This window comes from Pseudomonas sp. NPDC087612 (assembly GCF_044743505.1).
In the GTDB taxonomy this organism is placed as follows: domain Bacteria; phylum Pseudomonadota; class Gammaproteobacteria; order Pseudomonadales; family Pseudomonadaceae; genus Aquipseudomonas.
In genome coordinates, this window is the sequence record NZ_JBIUWO010000007.1 from 159,936 (window position 1) to 178,104 (window position 18,169).

The window sequence follows — 18,169 nt, forward strand, 5'->3', positions numbered from 1 at the left end:
GCTCAGAGGTCGAAGTCACCTGCCGCTTCTGGCTGGTATTCGACTTCAAGCAGCTTGAGCTTGAGGGTCTTGCCGCCTGGGGCCGGCCAGTCGATCTGCTCGCCTACCGACAAGCCCAGCAGCGCGCTGCCGATCGGCGCGAGGATAGAGATCTTGCCTTCGTCGGCGTTGGCGTCTTTCGGGTAGACCAGGGTCAGGTGGTAGTCCTTGCCGCTGGCTTCTTCGCGGCAATGAACCCGGGAGTTCATGGTCACGACACCGGCCGGAACTTCCTCGTGACCGACCTGGTCGGCGCGGTCGAGCTCGTCCTGCAAGGCGAGCACACCCGGCGAGTCCTGCGTCTTCTCATCGAGGCTGTCGATCAGACGCTCGAGACGCTGCACGTCCAAGCGGGTGACGATAATGGAAGGGTGGGTGCTCATGATCCGGTCAGACTCCTTTTTTTGGGCGATATAAAGCAAAACCCCGCCCAAGGGCGGGGTTTGCAGGAATTCGGCACAGCCGAAACAGGTTCGACACTACCACAGCCAAGTAAATACACAATACCCGCAGGGTCTATGCCAACCCGGCCAGCTGTCGACGCGCCAGCGCCTCGCGGCAGATCTGCCGGCGCTGCTCGTCATCGGCCGCGCGCCACTGGCGAATGTCCTCGACATGGCGATAGCAACCGATGCAGACCTTGTGTTCATCCAGCCGGCAGGTGCTGATGCACGGCGACGGTACTGCCGGGCTGACGTTACTGTAGAGCGGCTTGGCCGGCTTGGCTGCGCTGCTCATCAGATGTCGTCGAAATCGAGCTTTTCACCCGCCCGCTCCCAGACGATGCGCTCCAGCATCTCGCCCAGCAACTCCTCGGTCTTTTCACAGGTCCACTTGCCGTTCTGCTCGTCGTAGTCGAAGTGGAAACCACCGGACTTGTCGGCCAGCCACAGCTGGCGCAGCGGTTCCTGGCGGCTGAAGATCAGCTGGCTGCCGTTGTCGAACTTGATGGTCAGGACCCCTGCCGAGTTCTCCATGTCCAGATCCAGGTCAGTCTCGTCGAACAGGTCTTCCAGCGCCTGTTGGGTCGCGTCGACCAGGTCGTGAAAACGCGCTTCGGTCAAACTCATTGCAAGAACCTCAAAAATGTCTGCACACACGCAAGCCGGGCAAGATACGAGCGCGGCGCGCCGAATGCAAAGGATACCGACCTGCGCCAGGCAGCGCAGCCACCACCCCGCCCGACGGCGGGTTGCCCGCATAGGCAAGGGGCCGGGCGCTCGGTATACTCGGGCGTAATACTGCTTATTACAAAGGATTACGCCATGAAGCGCCTGATCTCCACCCTCGCGGCGCTCGTCGCGGTTGCCTGCCTCGTTTCCGCCTGCGGCCAGAAGGGCCCGCTGTACCTGCCAGACGACAGCAAAGACGGTAAAAAGTCGCAATCGCACAAGCACCAGTAAGGGTAACCCATGGACGCTTTCAACTACCGCGACGGTCAGCTGTTCGCGGAAGGCGTGGCCCTGTCGGCCATCGCCGAACGTTTCGGCACGCCGACCTACGTCTACTCGCGCGCCCACATCGAGGCCCAGTACCGTAGCTACGCCGATGCTCTGGAGGGTGTTTCGCACCTGGTGTGCTTCGCCGTCAAGGCCAACTCCAACCTCGCTGTGCTGAACCTGCTGGCCCGCCTGGGCGCAGGTTTCGACATCGTTTCCGGCGGTGAGCTGGAGCGTGTACTGGCCGCGGGCGGGCGTGCCGATCGCGTGGTGTTCTCCGGCGTCGGCAAAACCCGCGAAGACATGCGCCGCGCCCTGGAAGTCGGCGTGCACTGCTTCAACGTCGAATCCACCGACGAGCTCGAGCGCCTGCAGGTAGTGGCCGCCGAAATGGGCGTACGCGCGCCGGTTTCGCTGCGGGTCAACCCGGACGTCGATGCCGGTACCCACCCGTACATCTCCACGGGCCTGAAAGAAAACAAGTTCGGTATCGCCATCGCCGATGCCGAAGAGGTGTACATCCGCGCCGCGCAACTGCCGAACCTGGAAGTGGTCGGCGTCGACTGCCATATCGGCTCGCAGTTGACCACCCTGGAACCCTTCCTCGATGCCCTCGACCGCCTGCTGGCGTTGATCGACCGCCTCGGCGACTGCGGCATCCTCCTGCGTCACCTGGACCTGGGTGGCGGCGTCGGTGTGCGTTATCGCGACGAAGAGCCGCCGCTGGCCGGCGACTACATCAAGGCCATCCGCGAGCGCGTCGGCGACCGCGACCTGGCCCTGGTGTTCGAGCCGGGCCGCTATATCGTCGCCAACGCTGGCGTGCTGCTGACCCAGGTCGAGTACCTCAAGCACACCGAGCACAAGGATTTCGCCATCGTCGATGCGGCGATGAATGACCTGATCCGCCCAGCCCTGTACCAGGCCTGGATGAACGTCACGGCGGTGCAGCCGCGTGCCGGCGAAGGCCGTGTTTACGACATCGTCGGGCCGATCTGCGAAACCGGCGACTTCCTCGCCAAGGAGCGCGAGCTGAACCTGGCCGAAGGCGACCTGCTGGCGGTGCACTCGGCGGGCGCCTATGGTTTTGTCATGAGCTCGAACTACAACACCCGTGGTCGTTGTGCCGAAGTGCTGGTCGATGGTGACCAGGCCTTCGAAGTGCGTCGTCGCGAAACCGTGGCCGAGTTGTTCGCCGGCGAAAGCCTGCTGCCGGAGTAAACCCATGCTGCTGCGTTTTACCAAGATGCATGGGCTGGGCAACGACTTCATGGTCCTCGACCTGGTCAGCCAGCATGCGCACATTTTACCCAAGCACGCCAAGCAATGGGGCGACCGCCACACCGGCATCGGTTTCGACCAGTTGCTGATCGTCGAGGCGCCGAGCAATCCGGAAGTGGATTTCCGCTACCGGATCTTCAACGCCGACGGCTCCGAGGTCGAACAGTGCGGCAACGGTGCGCGCTGCTTTGCGCGCTTCGTGCTGGACAAGCGCCTGACTGCGAAAAAACGCATCCGCGTTGAAACCAAAGGCGGCATCATCGAGCTGGATGTGCGCAACGACGGGCAGATCAGCGTCGACATGGGCCCGCCGCGGCTGGTGCCGGCCGAGATCCCGTTCGACGCGCCGGCCCAGGCCCTGAGCTATCCGCTCGAGGTTGCCGGGCGCAATGTCGAACTCTTCGCCGTGTCGATGGGCAACCCCCATGCCGTGCTGCGCGTCGACGACATCAACGCCGCGCCAGTGCACGAGCTGGGCGCGCAGATCGAACATCACCCGCGCTTCCCGCAGCGGGTCAATGTCGGTTTCATCCAGGTCATCGACCGTCACCGCGCGCAACTGCGGGTGTGGGAACGCGGCGCGGGCGAAACCCAGGCCTGCGGTACCGGTGCTTGCGCCGCTGCCGTGGCGGCGATCAGCCAGGGCTGGATGGATTCACCACTATTGATCGACCTGCCGGGTGGGCGCCTGTCCATCGAATGGGCAGGCCCGGGCAAACCGGTGTTGATGACCGGCCCCGCCGTACGCGTGTTTGAAGGACAGGTTCGTCTATGAGTGAGTACCAGCCATGACCGATCAGCCCCAGGCTCCCGCCGAACAGCCCACCGACCTTAGCGCCGAGGGCTCGACGCCCACCCTCGGGGCTGAGGCCGTGGTTGCCTACCTGCGCGACAACCCGACATTCTTCGCCGAGCACGACGAACTGCTCAGCGAGCTGCACATTCCCCATCAGCGTGGCGATAGCGTGTCGCTGGTCGAGCGCCAGCTCAAGCTGCTGCGCGACCGCAATATCGAGATGCGTCACCGCCTGTCGCAACTGATGGACGTGGCCCGCGACAACGACCGGCTGTTCGACAAGACCCGCCGGCTGATCCTCGACCTGCTCGACGCTGACAGCCTCGAAAGCGTGGTGATGGCTGTCGAAGACAGCCTGCGCCAGGAGTTCAAGGTGCCCTTCGTCAGCCTGATTCTGTTCGGTGAAACCGCCGCTCCGGTCGGCCGCTGGGTCAACAGCGGCGACGCCCAGCAAGCCATTGGTGGCCTGTTGTGCGCCGGCAAGACGGTCAGCGGCAACTTGCGCGATCATGAGCTGGACTTCCTGTTCGGCGAAGAGCAGCGCAAGGAAGTCGGCTCCAGCGCCGTCGCCACCCTCAACCACCAGGGCCTGCACGGCGTACTGGCGATCGGTAGTCGCGACCCGCAGCATTACAAGAGCACGGTCGGTACCCTGTTCCTCAGCTACATCGCCGAAGTGCTCGGCCGGGTCGTCCCGCGCCATACCCAGACCCTGCGTCCGGTGCGCTAGTGGAACGCCAGCTGGAGGCCTTCTGCGCGCACTTGCGCAACGAGCGCCAGGTGTCCGAACACACCCAGCTGGCCTACCGACGCGACCTCGAAAGCGTCCTGGCGTTCTGCGCCAAGGGCGGCATCGACAGCTGGAACGCCCTGCAGATCCAGCACCTGCGCCAACTGATCGCCCGCCAGCATCACCAGGGCCAGTCCTCGCGCAGCCTTGCCCGCCTGCTCTCAGCGGTGCGCGGTTTCTACCGTTACCTCAACCGTGAAGGCCACTGCAGCCACGATCCGGCCAACGGCCTGTCAGCGCCCAAGGGCGAACGGCGCCTGCCCAAGACCCTTGACACCGATCGCGCCCTGCAACTGCTGGAAGGTGCGGTCGAGGATGAATTTCTCGCCCGCCGCGACCAGGCCATGCTCGAGCTGTTCTACTCCTCCGGCCTGCGCCTGTCGGAGTTGACCAGCCTCAACCTGGAGCAGCTCGACCTGCCCGGCGGCCTGGTGCAAGTCCATGGCAAGGGCAGCAAGACCCGCGTGCTGCCGGTCGGGCGCAAGGCCCGCGAGGCGCTGGAGCAATGGCTGGTGCTGCGCGCCGGCAGCGGCCCGCAGGACGGCGCGGTGTTCGTCAGCCAGCAGGGCCGGCGCCTGGGCCCACGGGCCATTCAACTGCGGGTGCAAGCCGCTGGCGCCCGCGAACTGGGCCAGAACCTGCACCCGCACATGTTGCGACACTCCTTCGCCAGCCACTTGCTGGAATCGTCCCAGGACCTGCGCGCCGTGCAAGAGATGCTCGGCCACGCCGACATCGCCACCACGCAGATCTACACTCACCTGGACTTCCAGCACCTGGCCGCCGTGTATGACAGCGCCCACCCCCGGGCCAAACGCAGTAAGGGCAGTGACTCATGAGCATCAAGCTGATCACCTTCGACCTCGACGACACCCTGTGGGACACCGCACCAGTGATCGTCAGCGCCGAGACCACCCTGCGCGACTGGCTGGCAGCCAATGCGCCAACCCTGGGCGCGGTTCCGGTCGAGCACCTGTATGCCATTCGCGAGCGCCTGGTGCAGGCAGAACCCGGGCTCAAGCACCGCATCAGCGCCCTGCGCCGGCGCGTACTGTTCCATGCCCTGGAAGAGGTCGGCTACAGCGAGAACAAGGCCCGTGAGCTGGCCAACGAAGGCTTTGAAGTGTTCCTCCACGCCCGCCACCAGATCGATATCTTCCCTGAGGTGCAGCCGGTGCTGGAGATCCTCCGTCACCACTACACCCTGGGCGTGGTCACCAATGGCAACGCCGATGTGCGCCGCCTGGGCCTGGCCGATTACTTCAAATTTGCCCTGTGCGCCGAAGACCTAGGCATCGGCAAACCCGACCCGCAACCCTTCCTCGAAGCCCTGCGCCAGGGCGAAGTCGAGGCGACTGCGGCGGTGCACATTGGCGATCACCCCGGCGATGACATTGCCGGGGCCCAGCGCGCCGGCCTGCGGGCGATCTGGTTCAACCCCCAGGGCAAGGCCTGGGAAGCCGAGAACCGCCCTGACGCGGAGATCCAGCGCCTGTCGCAGCTGCCTGAACTGCTCAACAGCTGGCGCTGAAGCGCAGACACAAAAAAGCCCGCAGCGACGGCGGGCTTTCTTGCTGACGGGGCCACTCAGATAGGGCGGCTACCGTACTTGTTGTCCGGCTTCTTGGGCGGATCGGCGACCACGTTGGCCTCCACTTCCTGCACCTTGCCACCACGGGAGAGAAACTCTTCCATGGCCTTGGCCAGGGCATCACGCTCCTTCTGCTTGGCTTCCATGCTCGGCATGTCTTCTACCGAGACTGCCGCCGACTTCGACTTGCCTTTGGCTACGGGAGCCGGGCTGTCGTCGCCGCTGTCGTCAGCCACATCATCGGCTGCCGCTTCGAGGCCTTCATCGCCTTCGTCTTCATCGCCTACTTCGAGGTCGTCATTTTCCAGATCGTCGTCGCTCATGTTCTACCTCATGACTTGCGAAAAGCAGATTAGTTATAGACCAGCAACGTCGAAAATCGACAGCTGCCAGAAAAAATTCAAGGACCGCAGGCAGGCTGCGGGCCGTGGTTGCGCCACAACGAATGGCGAGAACCGGGCAAACCCCACGTCACGGGCGAGGTCTGTACAAATAAAGAGCGGGCGGCGGTAATGCGCCGACATACCCTGGCATGATCGACTCGCTTATTGGCAAGCCTAGCAAAGGGTACGGAAGTTTGCGGACAGCTCGTCAGCACCCTTCGGCGCGCATTCTAGCGTGCTCAGAGAAAAAGCAAAGTGCCTAAATTTCACTGAGCGCTGTAAGTTTTCTACCCAAGTCGCACGCAGCCATCAAAGCGCGGCAAGAAACCGTTTGCGCCTGAGAGAAGTGACAAAATCCGGACAAAAAAATGCCCGGCAAGCCGGGCAAGATTTTTTCGAGGACGTTACAGGTTGTAGCCGCGCTCGTTGTGTTGCGCCAGGTCGAGACCGACCGACTCTTCTTCTTCGTTGACCCGCAGGCCCATGACCAGATCCAGCACCTTGAGAATCACGTAGGTGACGATCGCGGTGTAGATCACGGTAAAGCCGACGCCCTTGGCCTGAATCCAGACTTGCGCGCCGATGTCTTCGACGGTGCCGAAGCCGCCCAGTGCCGGGGCTGCGAACACGCCGGTGAGGATCGCGCCGACGATACCGCCGATGCCGTGCACGCCGAAGGCATCCAGGGAGTCGTCGTAACCCAGCTTGCGCTTGAGGCTGGTGGCGCAGAAGTAGCAGATCACGCCCGCCACCAGGCCGATTACCAGGGCGCCCATTGGCCCGACAGTGCCGGCAGCCGGGGTGATGGCCACAAGACCTGCGACCACGCCCGAGGCGATGCCCAGTGCGCTTGGCTTACCGTGGGTCAGCCACTCGGCGAACATCCAGCCCAGGGCCGCTGCGGCGGTAGCGATCTGGGTCACCAGCATGGCCATGCCGGCGGTGCCGTTGGCGGCAGCGGCGGAGCCTGCGTTGAAGCCGAACCAGCCAATCCACAGCATGGCCGCGCCCATCAGCGTATAGCCGAGGTTGTGCGGCGCCATTGGCGTGGTCGGGAAGCCCTTGCGCTTGCCCAGTACCAGGCAGGCCACCAGGCCGGCAATACCGGCGTTGATGTGCACCACGGTGCCGCCAGCGAAATCGAGCACGCCCCAATCCCACATCAGGCCGCCGTTACCGCTCCAGACCATATGGGCGATGGGCGCATAGACCAGGGTGAACCAGATGGCCATGAAGATCAGCATCGCCGAGAACTTCATGCGCTCGGCAAAGGCGCCGACGATCAGCGCCGGAGTGATGATCGCGAAGGTCATCTGGAAGGTGATGAACACCGCTTCAGGGAACAGCGCCGCCGAAGAGGTCAGGCTCGCCGGGGTCACGCCGGCGAGGAACGCCTTGGACAGACCGCCAACGAAGGAATTGAAGTTGACGACACCTTGCTCCATACCGGTGGTATCGAAGGCCAGGCTGTAGCCGTAAACCACCCACAGGACGCTGATCAGGCCGGTGATCGCAAAGCACTGCATCATCACCGACAGCACGTTCTTGGAACGCACCATGCCGCCGTAGAACAGGGCCAGACCAGGGATGGTCATGAACAGCACCAGGGCTGTAGCGGTCAACATCCAGGCGGTGTCGCCGGAGTTGAGCACGGGGGCTGCCGCCTCCTCTGCCAGGGCCAGGCCAGGCATTACGAGGGACAAAAGGGCTCCTAGCCCTGCGAACTGACGCAGAGTCATATTGTTATCTCCTGGGGCGTTGGGGTTTGGTGAGGCTTTTTTTAGATCGCGTCGGTATCGGTTTCGCCGGTACGGATGCGAATCGCCTGCTCCAGATTGACCACGAAAATCTTGCCGTCACCGATCTTGCCGGTGTTGGCCGCCTTGGTGATCGCCTCGATGACCCGGTCCAGATCCTTGTCGTCGATGGCGACGTCGATCTTCACCTTGGGCAGAAAATCGACCACATACTCAGCGCCGCGATACAGCTCGGTGTGACCTTTCTGCCGGCCGAAACCTTTGACTTCAGTGACAGTAATGCCCTGCACGCCGATTTCGGACAGCGACTCGCGCACGTCGTCCAACTTGAACGGCTTGATGATGGCAGTGACTAGCTTCATGAAACTCTCTCCCGAATTGGTGGACTTGCCCCAGGAAAACAAACCCGACTCAAGTCTAAGCGCAGTGCCTGGCTTTGTAACGCGTCGTCATGGTGACTGCATCAGTGCATGGGTCATGAAGGACATAGCAGAAACCTTGCCAGAATGGTTAAAGCCAAGAATTACAGGGACTTAGGTTGCACAACCCGACTTGGCCAGTCGCCAGCACGGGTTTGCTGCACAACAACGGTGCGCGGCGTTTCGCCGCCATGCGCGAAAAGCGTGCAGCATTGGGGCCCTGAGGCTGCGTGTTACACTGGCGCCCCATTGCATACTGTGGACAGCCGAACATGCTCGCGCCCAAAGCCTTTCTTGATGCCCTGAGCGACCAGGCCTCGCGCCTGTTCAGCGGCGACACCTCGCAGCCTCGCAGCGAAATCGAAAGCCAGTTCAAAGCCCTGCTGCAAAGCGGCTTCAGCAAACTCGAGCTGGTCAGCCGGGAAGAATTCGACAGCCAGATGGTCGTCCTGGCCCGCACCCGCGCCCGTCTTGAGGCGCTCGAAGCCAAGGTCGCGGAAATGGAAGCACGCCTGAACCCGCCTGCTGCCGAGTGAGCTTGCGATGACGCCTTCTACTGAGTACCCGGTGCTGTTGTTCTCCTATGGCACCCTGCAGGACAAAGCTGTGCAGCTGGCCAACTTCGGCCGTGAACTGGTCGGCCAGGAGGACCAGATGCTCGGTTACAGCCAGGCCTGGGTGGAAATCACCGACCCGCAAGTCCTGGCCACCAGCGGCAAGACCCAGCACCCGATCGTCACCCCCAGCAGCAATGCCAACGACAGCGTACCCGGCATGGTCTTGCAGATCAGCGAAGCCGAACTTGCCGCGGCGGATGCCTATGAAGTGTCCGACTACAAGCGGGTTGCGGTGACCCTGGCCTCTGGTCTGACGGCCTGGGTTTACGTGCGCGCCTGAGCGACGCGGTAGTGGTCAAGGCGTCGCACATAACGCTCGGCGTGGCTGGCTGTACTGGCCTCATCGCGGGTCAAGCCCGCTCCTACAAGCCTGAGAACAGTGCTGAACCTGTCGGAGCTGGCTTGCCGGCGATCGAGTGCGCAGCGCTCGCACTAGTGGTCCTGTAAAAACCAGACTCACTCTTCCCCGCCCCGATCCGCTCCACCCCACTACGCTTGCAGAGCCGCAGGACGCGGCTTTGTCTAGATCATGGAGCGTTCATGTCCCTCGCCCTTGTCCACAGCCGTGCCCAGGTCGGTGTTTCGGCCCCGGAGGTCAGTGTTGAAGCGCATCTGGCCAATGGTCTGCCGGCACTGACCCTGGTTGGCCTGCCGGAAGCGACCGTGAAAGAAAGCAAGGATCGGGTGCGCAGCGCGATCCTCAATTCCGGCCTGGAATTCCCCGCCCGGCGCATCACCCTTAACCTTGCTCCCGCGGATTTACCCAAGGATGGCGGACGCTTTGACCTGGCCATCGCCCTGGGGATCCTTGCCGCCAACGGCCAGTTCCCGATTGCAGCGCTTGGCGAGGTGGAATGCCTGGGTGAACTGGCGCTGTCCGGGGCAATCCGCTCGGTGCAAGGCGTACTGCCCGCTGCCTTGGCGGCACGAGAAGCCGGCCGGGCCTTGGTGGTGCCGCAAGAGAATGCCGAAGAAGCCTGTTTAGCATCGGGCCTGGTAGTGTTTGCAGTCAGTCACCTGCTGGAGTTAGTCGCCCACTTCAACGGCCAGAGCCCGCTCAATCCCTACGCTGCCAACGGCCTGTTGCTGCAGATCCGCCCCTACCCCGACCTCAACGAAGTACAGGGCCAGCAAGCCGCCAAGCGCGCACTGCTGGTTGCCGCCGCCGGTGCGCACAACCTGCTGTTCAGCGGCCCACCGGGCACCGGCAAGACCCTGCTCGCCAGCCGCCTGCCCGGCCTGTTGCCACCGCTGGATGAACGCGAAGCGCTGGAGGTGGCGGCGATACAGTCGGTGGCCAGCCATGTGCCGCTGAGCAGTTGGCCGCAGCGGCCGTTTCGCCATCCGCACCATTCGGCCTCCGGTGCTGCGCTGGTCGGCGGTGGCAGCCGACCGCAACCAGGAGAGATAACCCTGGCCCATCACGGCGTGCTGTTCCTCGATGAACTGCCGGAGTTCGAGCGGCGGGTACTGGAAGTGCTGCGCGAACCGCTGGAATCCGGCGAAATCGTCATCGCCCGGGCCAAGGACAAAATCCGCTTCCCGGCGCGCTTCCAACTGGTCGCCGCCATGAACCCCTGCCCCTGTGGATATCTTGGCGACCCCACCGGCCGCTGTCGCTGCAGCAGCGAACAGATCCAGCGCTACCGCAACAAACTCTCCGGCCCCTTGCTCGACCGTATCGACCTGCACCTGACCGTCGCCCGCGAAGCCACGGCACTATCCACCAACAGCAGCCACGGCGAAAGCAGCGCCACCATTGCCGCGCAAGTCGCCGCCGCCCGCGACATCCAGCAACAGCGCCAGGGTTGCGCCAACGCTTTCCTCGACCTGCCCGGCCTGCGCCATTACTGCGGGTTATCCACAGCCGACCAGAGCTGGCTGGAAAGCGCCTGCGAACGCCTGACCCTGTCCTTGCGCGCCGCCCATCGCCTGCTCAAGGTGGCGCGCACCCTGGCCGACCTGGAACAGGCTGAAAACATCGGACGCGGGCACCTGGCTGAAGCGCTGCACTATCGCCCGAGCAACCAGTAGTAATTGCCCGCATTCTGCTCTTAACTTGGCAACAGCCCACCGCACCGAGACCGGTATGTTCGCATTCGCCCAGAGTTACCCGCTGTTGCTCGGCATTACCCTGATCGTGCTCGACCTCACGCTCTGGCAACTGATACCCGTCAATCGCCGGCCCTGGCGCATCGCTGCGCGTTTGCTGGTGTTTTCGCTGTTCACCTGGGTGCTGATCAGCGCCGGGGTCAGCCCGCTACAACCTGCGCCCTGGGTCGAGGATGTGCCGCGTAATCTGCTCGCTACGGTGCTAGGGATTGCCTGGTGGCTGTTTGCGGCGCGTACCGCGACGGTGGTGATTGGCTTGGTGCTGGTGGCCCGTAGCGGCCACACCGGGCGCTTGCTGCAGGATGTGCTGGGGGCGGTGATTTTCCTGGTGGCCATTGTGGCTGCGGCGGCCTATGTGTTGCAGTTGCCGGTCAAAGGCCTGCTGGCAACCTCGGGGGTGATGGCGATCGTCATCGGCCTGGCGCTGCAGAGCACGCTCAGCGACGTGTTCTCCGGCATTGTGCTGAACACCACCCGCCCCTATCAGATCGGCGACTCGATCAGCATCGACGGCACCGAAGGCAAGGTCATCGAGATCGACTGGCGCGCCACCCGCTTGCTGACTGGCAACGGCAGCATGGCGGTGATTCCCAACTCGGTGGCGGCCAAGGCCAAGCTGCTTAATTTCAGCCAGCCCAGCGATGTGCATGGCGTCTCCATCAGCGTCGTGGTGCCGGCCAAGGTACGCCCGCGACGGGTGCTCGATGCCCTGGAAAAAACCCTGCAAGGCACACGTACCTTGCTGACCAGCCCGGCACCGAAAGCCACGATCAAGAGTTCGAGCCTGGAATCGGTGGAGTACGAGGCCAGCGGTTTTGTCAGTGCCATGAGCCAGAAGACCGAGGTGCGTAACCATATGTTCGACCTCGCCCACCGGCACCTGGAAGCCGCCGGCGTAGTGTGGAACAGCGACTCCCAGCAAGGCCAGGTGTGGAACCGTCAGCGCGCCCTGCTCGAAGACGTGCGCATCTTCCGTTCGCTCAGCAACGAGGAAAAAGACAACCTCAGCCAGCGCATGACCGCCGTGGAATACCTGGCCGACCAGGTGATCCTCGGCGTCGGCGACAGCTCGGATTACCTGCTGGTGATTGGCACCGGGGTAGTGTCGGTCGGCATTCGTGATGGCGACAAGCAGCTCGAAGCCGGGCGCATGGGTCCGGGCGAGGTTTTGGGTGTGGAAGGCCTGCTCGAAGCGGAAGACTCCACTGCCGAGTTCCGCACCCTGACCAGTTGCATCCTCTACCGTATCGACAAGGACGAAGTACGCAACTGCCTGGAACAACGCACCGAGGTCAAGACCGCTCTGATCAAGTTGCAACGCATCCGCCAGCAAACCCGCCAGTCACTGCTCGAGCAAAAACCTGCAGCCATCAAGAAAGGCGGCTTTCTCAGCTGGCTGCACAAGTAGCGGTCAGAGCACCACGCGCAAGCACTGCCCGGCGTGATACAGCGAGAACCCGGTTTCGTAGAAGCCGGTCCGCAGCGCCGGCGCCGACACCGGTTTCATCGCCGAGAACGGAATCGGCAAGGCATCCGGGTTATCGCACAACAGGTACTGGGCGAAGGCTTTGCCGATCACTGTGCCGGTGGTGTTGCCACGGCCGTTGTAGCCGGTAACGGCGACGATGCCCGGCGCTGGCTCGAACAGGCGCATCAGGTGGTCCGGGGTGAAGTCGATGCAACCGGTCCAATGCATTTCCCACTCGACTTTGCCCAGTTGCGGGAAGTAATGGTTCTGGATGCGATCGGCCCAGCTGCGGATGAACCAGGCCGGCTTGTTGTCGACCCGTCCAAGGCTGCCGAGCAACAGCCGCCCCTGATCATCGCGACGGATGCTGCTGAGCACCGTGCGCGTATCCCATGAACCCTGGCCGTGCTTGAGCACGTTGTCGGCAGCGGCGCCTTGCAGCGGTACCGAAGCGACCTGGTAGTAGTAACCGCGGAAGAACTGGCGTTGCAGGTTGGTCCAGTCGCCCTCGGTGTAGGCGCCGGTGGAGATCACCACCTTGTCGGCACTGACCGAACCCTGGGCGGTTTTCACTCGCCAATTGCTGCCTTCACGCTCCAGGCCTTGCACGGCGGACTGCTGGAAGATCTGCCCGCCCAGGCGCTCGACCGCAGCGGCCAGGCCCTGGGTATAACCCATGGGGTTGATGGTGCCGGCGCGGCGATCGAGCAGCGCGGCGGAAATCTTGTCAGTACCGCAATATTCTTCGCACTTTGCCCCAGTCAGCAGTTCGACATCGGCACCGCGACTGCTCCATTGCTGGTGACGGGCTTCGAGGTCGGCAACGCCGGTGGCGTTGTGGGCCATGTGCAGGGTGCCGCTGTTGTGCGCCTGGCAGTCGATACCCAGGCGTTCGATGGTGGCGAACACCTCGCCCGGCGCTTCGCCCAGCACCTTGTTCAGGCGGCTGCCTTGCTTCTGGCCCAGGGTCGCTTCGACGTCGTCCGGGCGAATCCAGGTGCCGGCGTTGACCAGGCCAACGTTGCGCCCGGAACCTCCGTGGCCGATTTTCCAGGCTTCGAGCAGGATGACTGACTTGCCCTGCTCAAGCAGGTGGATGGCTGCCGACAGGCCAGTGATGCCGCCGCCGATGATGCACACATCGGCCTTGAGTTCGGCGCTCAGCACACGGGATGGCGCGGCGGGCTGGGTGACGTGCTCCCAGAGGCATTGTTGACGCAGTTCTGGCATGGCCGGCTTCCTGTTTTATTCTTGTGCGGTGATGCCCCTATCGCTGGCAAGCCAGCTCCCACAGGGAGCAGCGGTCCTTGTGGGAGCTGGCTTGCCAGCGATGGGGCCGACTCGGTATTCAGTCGAAGACAATCCCCTGCGCCAACGGCAGCTCGCGGGAATAGTTCACGGTATTGGTCTGCCGGCGCATGTAGGCCTTCCACGAATCCGAGCCCGACTCACGGCCACCGCCGGTTTCCTTCTCACCGCCAAAGGCGCCGCCAATCTCCGCACCGCTGGTGCCGATGTTGACGTTGGCAATCCCGCAGTCACTGCCCGCGGCGCTCTGGAAGCGCTCGGCTTCGCGCAGGTCGGTGGTGAAGATGCACGACGACAAACCTTGCGGCACTTCGTTGTTCAGGCGCAGGGCTTCTTCGAACTCGTCGTAGGCCAGCACGTAGAGGATCGGTGCAAAGGTTTCATGACGAACCACGGCGCTCTGGCCAGGCATCTCGACGATCGCCGGGGCCACGTAGTAGGCATTCGGGTACTGGCCCTGAATCTGCCGCTCACCGCCAAACACCTGGCCGCCTTCATCGCGGGCGCGCGCCAAAGCGTCCTGCATGCCTTCGAACGAAGCCTTGTCGATCAGCGGGCCGACCAGGTTGTCCTTGCGCGGGTCGCCGATACGAACCTTGGCGTAGGCGGCTTTGACCCGAGCAACCACTTCGTCCTTGATCGAGCGATGGACGATCAGCCGGCGCAAGGTGGTGCAGCGCTGGCCAGCAGTACCGACGGCGCTGAAGAGGATGCCGCGCACGGCCAGATCCAGGTCGGCACTCGGTGCAAGAATCATCGCGTTGTTGCCGCCCAGTTCGAGGATGCTGCGGCCGAAACGTGCAGCCACCCGCGGGCCGACTTCACGGCCCATGCGGGTGCTGCCGGTGGCGCTAACCAGCGGCACGCGCGGATCGTCGACCAGCGCTTCGCCGGCCTCACGATCACCGATGATCAACTGGCTCAGGCCTTCTGGCGCATCACCAAAGGCTTTCAGGGCTTTTTCGAACAGCGCCTGGCAGGCCAGCGCGGTCAGCGGGGTTTTCTCCGACGGCTTCCAGACCACGGCGTTGCCGCACACCAATGCCAGGGTGGTGTTCCAGGCCCAGACCGCGACGGGGAAGTTGAAGGCGCTGATCACTCCAACCACCCCCAACGGGTGCCAGGTTTCACGCATATGGTGGCCCGGGCGCTCGGAGGCGATAGTCAGGCCATAGAGCTGACGCGACAGGCCGACGGCGAAGTCGCAGATGTCGATCATTTCCTGCACTTCGCCCAGGCCTTCCTGGGTGATCTTGCCGGCTTCGATCGACACCAGCTCGCCGAGCTCGGCCTTGTGCTTGCGCAATACTTCGCCGAACAGGCGGATCAACTCACCGCGGCGTGGGGCCGGGACGTTGCGCCAGGCCTGGAAGGCTTTTTCGGCCTGATCGATCTTGGCGGTTACCTGGGCTTTGCTTTCCAGGTGCACCGCGGCAATCGCGCTGCCATCGATAGGGGTGTGAACGGGATGGTTACCGTGGGTGTAGGCAGTGGCCGGGACACCGAGGCGGTCAAGCAGTCCATCAACCATTTTCTTCTCCTGCATGCGATGAGTGGTTGAAATAGTGATAGGGATCAGTATTAATCCGATCACTCTGGCGCAACAAACGACCTTTATTCTGCATATCATTCCGCCAGGTAATGATCTACTGGCTTAGAGACCGCTATGTCCAAACGTCTGGTGCCATCGATGGCCGCCCTGCAGTGTTTCGAGGCTGCCGCCCGGCACCTGAGCTTCACCCGCGCCGCCGAGGAGCTGCACCTGACCCAGAGCGCAGTGAGCAAGCAGGTGGCCCAGCTTGAAGAGATGCTCCGCCATCATTTGTTTCTGCGCATCCGTCGGCGCCTGCAGCTGACACCAGCAGGCGCGCTGTACCTGGCCGAGGTCAACAAGATTCTCACCCAGGTCGATATGTCCAGCCGTTACATCATGTCCTACGGCGAGCAGACCGAAGTCCTCAAGGTAGCCACTCAACCGAGCTTTGGCGTGCGCTGGCTGATTCCGCACCTCAAGGGCTTCGGCAAGCAGCACCCGAACATCCACCTCGATATCCGCAACGAAATGGAACCCTTCGCCCTGTTGCAGGCGACCGCCGACGTGGTGTTCTTCTTTGGCCAGGGCACCTGGCCTGGCGCGACCTGCATCGAGCTGTTCGGCGAACAAGTGCTGCCGGTGTGTGCGCCAGAGCTGTTGCAGGGGCGCACGCTCAAGGACGCCAGCGAACTGGCCGAACTGGTGCTGCTGCAAAGCACCTCGCGCCCGGAGGCCTGGCATGAGTGGTTCCTGGAGCAAGGCCTGCACTCGGCCCATAGCTATCACGGGCCGCGCTTCGACACCTTCTATATGAGCCTCAGTGCTGCCCAGTCCGGCTGCGGCGTGGCCCTGGTACCGCGCTACCTGGTGGCCCAGGAGCTGGCCGAAGGCAAACTGGTCGTGCCCTGGCAGCACAGCATGCGCAGCAATGGCGCGCATTTCCTGGCGTTTTCCGAGCATGCCGCCGAGGTGCCGAAAGTGCGCGCCTTGGTCGACTGGATTCGCGCTGAGCTGGCCGGGCAAGATTGATAATTTTTGGAATGACGCATCGACTTTTTTTCGCTTGTGCAGGTACTGCATTCCTCGCTTTCATGTAAGGGTGCCCACTTACCAGGAAGCTTTCGATGCCCGCTCAAGATTTCGTCAGCCCGGACAGCATTCGCGCGCAGTTCTCGGCCGCCATGTCGCTCATGTACAAGCAAGAAGTGCCGCTGTACGGCACGCTGCTGTCGCTGGTGAGCGAAATTAATCAGCAGGTGATGGCTGAGCAACCCGAAGTTGCCCAGGCCCTGCGCTGGACCGGCGAAATCGAGCGCCTCGATCAGGAACGCCACGGCGCCATTCGCGTCGGAACCGCCGAAGAGCTGACGACCATCGGCCGCCTGTTCGCGGTAATGGGCATGCAGCCGGTGGGCTACTACGACTTGAGCTGCGCCGGTGTGCCGGTGCATTCCACCGCCTTTCGCGCCGTGCACGAGCAAGCGCTGCACATCAGCCCGTTCCGGGTCTTCACCTCCTTGCTGCGCCTGGAACTGATCGACAACCCGGCGCTGCGTGAACTGGCGCGCGAGATTCTTGCCCGCCGGCAGATCTTCACTCCGCGCGCGCTGCAACTGATCGAACAGTTCGAGCGTGCTGGCGGCCTGAATGCCGACGATGCCCAGGCGTTTGTCGACGAAGCCCTGCATACCTTCCGCTGGCACCGGGACGCCACGGTGACCGCCGAGCAGTACCAGCAACTGCACGACCAGCACCGCCTGATTGCCGATGTGGTGGCCTTCAAGGGCCCGCACATCAATCACCTGACCCCACGCACCCTGGACATCGATGCCATTCAGCTGGGCATGCCGGCCAAGGGCATTCCGCCCAAAGCCGTGATCGAAGGGCCGCCACCGCGCCGCTGCCCGATACTGCTGCGTCAGACCAGCTTCAAGGCGCTGCAGGAAAAGGTCGCGTTCACTGACCAGCACGGGGAAGGCAGCGGCAGCCATACCGCGCGCTTTGGCGAGATCGAACAACGGGGTGCGGCGCTGACGCCGAAGGGCCGCGAGCTTTACGACCAACTGCTCGATGGCGCCCGCGCGGCGCTAGGTGGTGTGCCGGCCGAGGCCAATGCCGAGCGCTACATGAGCCTGCTCAGCGACAGCTTCAAGGCCTTCCCCGATGACCTGGCGCAGATGCGCGAGCAGGGGCTGGCGTACTTCCGCTACTTTGCCACCGAGCGTGGCCTGGCAGCCCGTGGCGATGCTCAGCGGCCGACGTCACTGCAGGCGTTGATCGATGCCGGGCATATCCACTTTGAGGCCCTGGTGTACGAGGACTTTCTGCCGGTCAGTGCGGCGGGAATCTTCCAGTCGAATCTGGGTGATGATGCGCAGAGCGAGTACGGCAGCAACGCCAACCGCGACGCCTTCGAACAGGCGCTGGGCAAGCCGGTGCAGGATGAGTTGGCGTTGTATGCCGAAAGTGAGCGGCGCTCGCTGATGGCCTGTGCGCAGGCGCTGGATATGCCTGGGCTTTGAGGGCCTCATCGCGGGGGGAGGGGGGGGGGGGGGGGGGGGGCCGCCCCCCCCCCGGGGGGGGGGGGGGGGGCGCGCCCCCCCCGCCACACGCCGCGCGCAGCCACCCCCCCCCC

Annotated in this window: 20 protein-coding genes; 12 read left to right on the plus strand and 8 right to left on the minus strand. The window is 63.5% G+C overall.

Translation table 11 applies throughout. The annotated features are described in order from the left end of the window. Positions 1–2 precede the first annotated feature (2 nt). The 3 genes from rnk to cyaY all read right to left on the minus strand — a co-directional run bounded on the left by rnk (position 3) and on the right by cyaY (position 1,109). On the minus strand, positions 3–422 hold the full coding sequence (gene rnk / locus ACIOVF_RS16250; protein ID WP_045200989.1) for a nucleoside diphosphate kinase regulator: 420 nt from the start codon (positions 420–422) through the stop codon (positions 3–5). A 133-nt stretch (positions 423–555) separates the two neighbouring features. After that, on the minus strand, positions 556–777 hold the full coding sequence (locus ACIOVF_RS16255) for a DUF1289 domain-containing protein (RefSeq protein ID WP_045200987.1): 222 nt from the start codon (positions 775–777) through the stop codon (positions 556–558). Beyond that, positions 777–1,109 (minus strand): iron donor protein CyaY, encoded by a 333-nt coding sequence (cyaY, locus tag ACIOVF_RS16260; RefSeq protein WP_045200985.1) that lies wholly within the window; start codon positions 1,107–1,109, stop codon positions 777–779. The genes ACIOVF_RS16255 and cyaY overlap by 1 nt, the downstream gene beginning before the upstream one ends. Positions 1,110–1,304: 195 nt before the next feature. Here cyaY and ACIOVF_RS16265 point away from each other — a divergent pair, with 195 nt between their 5' ends. From ACIOVF_RS16265 to ACIOVF_RS16290, 6 genes are read left to right on the plus strand one after another with little or no spacing between them, the layout of a single operon-like run. Then, positions 1,305–1,442 (plus strand): lipoprotein, encoded by a 138-nt coding sequence (locus ACIOVF_RS16265; RefSeq protein ID WP_045200983.1) that lies wholly within the window; start codon positions 1,305–1,307, stop codon positions 1,440–1,442. Between the two features lie 9 nt (positions 1,443–1,451). Continuing rightward, a complete protein-coding gene (gene lysA / locus ACIOVF_RS16270; RefSeq protein WP_093378127.1) occupies positions 1,452–2,699 on the plus strand; it encodes a diaminopimelate decarboxylase in 1,248 nt (415 codons plus the stop codon). A 4-nt stretch (positions 2,700–2,703) separates the two neighbouring features. After that, entirely contained in the window at positions 2,704–3,534 is an 831-nt protein-coding gene (dapF, locus tag ACIOVF_RS16275; protein ID WP_093378122.1) for a diaminopimelate epimerase, read from the plus strand. Between the two features lie 13 nt (positions 3,535–3,547). After that, on the plus strand, positions 3,548–4,285 hold the full coding sequence (locus tag ACIOVF_RS16280) for a DUF484 family protein (RefSeq protein ID WP_045200976.1): 738 nt from the start codon (positions 3,548–3,550) through the stop codon (positions 4,283–4,285). Further along, a complete protein-coding gene (gene xerC, locus ACIOVF_RS16285) occupies positions 4,285–5,184 on the plus strand; it encodes a tyrosine recombinase XerC (protein WP_045200974.1) in 900 nt (299 codons plus the stop codon). The genes ACIOVF_RS16280 and xerC overlap by 1 nt, the downstream gene beginning before the upstream one ends. Beyond that, positions 5,181–5,876, plus strand: coding sequence for an HAD family hydrolase (locus tag ACIOVF_RS16290; protein WP_045200972.1), 696 nt, complete (start codon positions 5,181–5,183; stop codon positions 5,874–5,876). The genes xerC and ACIOVF_RS16290 overlap by 4 nt, the downstream gene beginning before the upstream one ends. 56 nt (positions 5,877–5,932) lie before the next feature. Here ACIOVF_RS16290 and sutA read toward each other — a convergent pair whose 3' ends face one another. From sutA to glnK, 3 genes are all read right to left on the minus strand, one after another. Next, the gene (gene sutA / locus ACIOVF_RS16295) at positions 5,933–6,259 is read right to left on the minus strand and encodes a transcriptional regulator SutA (protein WP_093378113.1); all 327 of its coding nucleotides are present in this window, start codon (positions 6,257–6,259) and stop codon (positions 5,933–5,935) included. A 464-nt stretch (positions 6,260–6,723) separates the two neighbouring features. Then, positions 6,724–8,058 (minus strand): ammonium transporter, encoded by a 1,335-nt coding sequence (locus ACIOVF_RS16300; RefSeq protein ID WP_045200968.1) that lies wholly within the window; start codon positions 8,056–8,058, stop codon positions 6,724–6,726. Between the two features lie 41 nt (positions 8,059–8,099). Then, complete coding sequence (glnK, locus tag ACIOVF_RS16305; RefSeq protein ID WP_002555808.1) at positions 8,100–8,438, minus strand: P-II family nitrogen regulator; 339 nt, start codon at positions 8,436–8,438, stop codon at positions 8,100–8,102. A gap of 329 nt (positions 8,439–8,767) precedes the next feature. Between glnK and ACIOVF_RS16310 the strand changes: the two genes are divergently transcribed. From ACIOVF_RS16310 to ACIOVF_RS16325, 4 genes are all read left to right on the plus strand, one after another. Further along, a complete protein-coding gene (locus ACIOVF_RS16310; protein WP_010221117.1) occupies positions 8,768–9,031 on the plus strand; it encodes an accessory factor UbiK family protein in 264 nt (87 codons plus the stop codon). A gap of 7 nt (positions 9,032–9,038) precedes the next feature. Then, positions 9,039–9,392: a gamma-glutamylcyclotransferase family protein gene (locus tag ACIOVF_RS16315; RefSeq protein WP_401290777.1), complete on the plus strand. Its 354-nt coding sequence runs from the start codon at positions 9,039–9,041 to the stop codon at positions 9,390–9,392. 260 nt (positions 9,393–9,652) lie between these two features. Beyond that, positions 9,653–11,146 carry a YifB family Mg chelatase-like AAA ATPase gene (locus tag ACIOVF_RS16320; protein WP_045200963.1) on the plus strand — a complete coding sequence of 498 codons (1,494 nt, stop codon included), beginning with the start codon at positions 9,653–9,655 and terminating at the stop codon, positions 11,144–11,146. 55 nt (positions 11,147–11,201) lie between these two features. Next, entirely contained in the window at positions 11,202–12,632 is a 1,431-nt protein-coding gene (locus ACIOVF_RS16325) for a mechanosensitive ion channel domain-containing protein (protein WP_401290782.1), read from the plus strand. A 3-nt stretch (positions 12,633–12,635) separates the two neighbouring features. Here ACIOVF_RS16325 and ACIOVF_RS16330 read toward each other — a convergent pair whose 3' ends face one another. Both ACIOVF_RS16330 and ACIOVF_RS16335 read right to left on the minus strand, forming a co-directional pair. Next, a complete protein-coding gene (locus ACIOVF_RS16330; protein WP_045200959.1) occupies positions 12,636–13,922 on the minus strand; it encodes an FAD-binding oxidoreductase in 1,287 nt (428 codons plus the stop codon). A 118-nt stretch (positions 13,923–14,040) separates the two neighbouring features. Further along, a complete protein-coding gene (locus ACIOVF_RS16335; RefSeq protein ID WP_401290785.1) occupies positions 14,041–15,531 on the minus strand; it encodes an aldehyde dehydrogenase family protein in 1,491 nt (496 codons plus the stop codon). Between the two features lie 135 nt (positions 15,532–15,666). Here ACIOVF_RS16335 and ACIOVF_RS16340 point away from each other — a divergent pair, with 135 nt between their 5' ends. Continuing rightward, a complete protein-coding gene (locus ACIOVF_RS16340) occupies positions 15,667–16,563 on the plus strand; it encodes a LysR family transcriptional regulator (RefSeq protein ID WP_401290788.1) in 897 nt (298 codons plus the stop codon). A 95-nt stretch (positions 16,564–16,658) separates the two neighbouring features. After that, positions 16,659–18,056, plus strand: coding sequence for a VOC family protein (locus tag ACIOVF_RS16345; protein WP_401290791.1), 1,398 nt, complete (start codon positions 16,659–16,661; stop codon positions 18,054–18,056). Positions 18,057–18,169 lie beyond the last annotated feature (113 nt).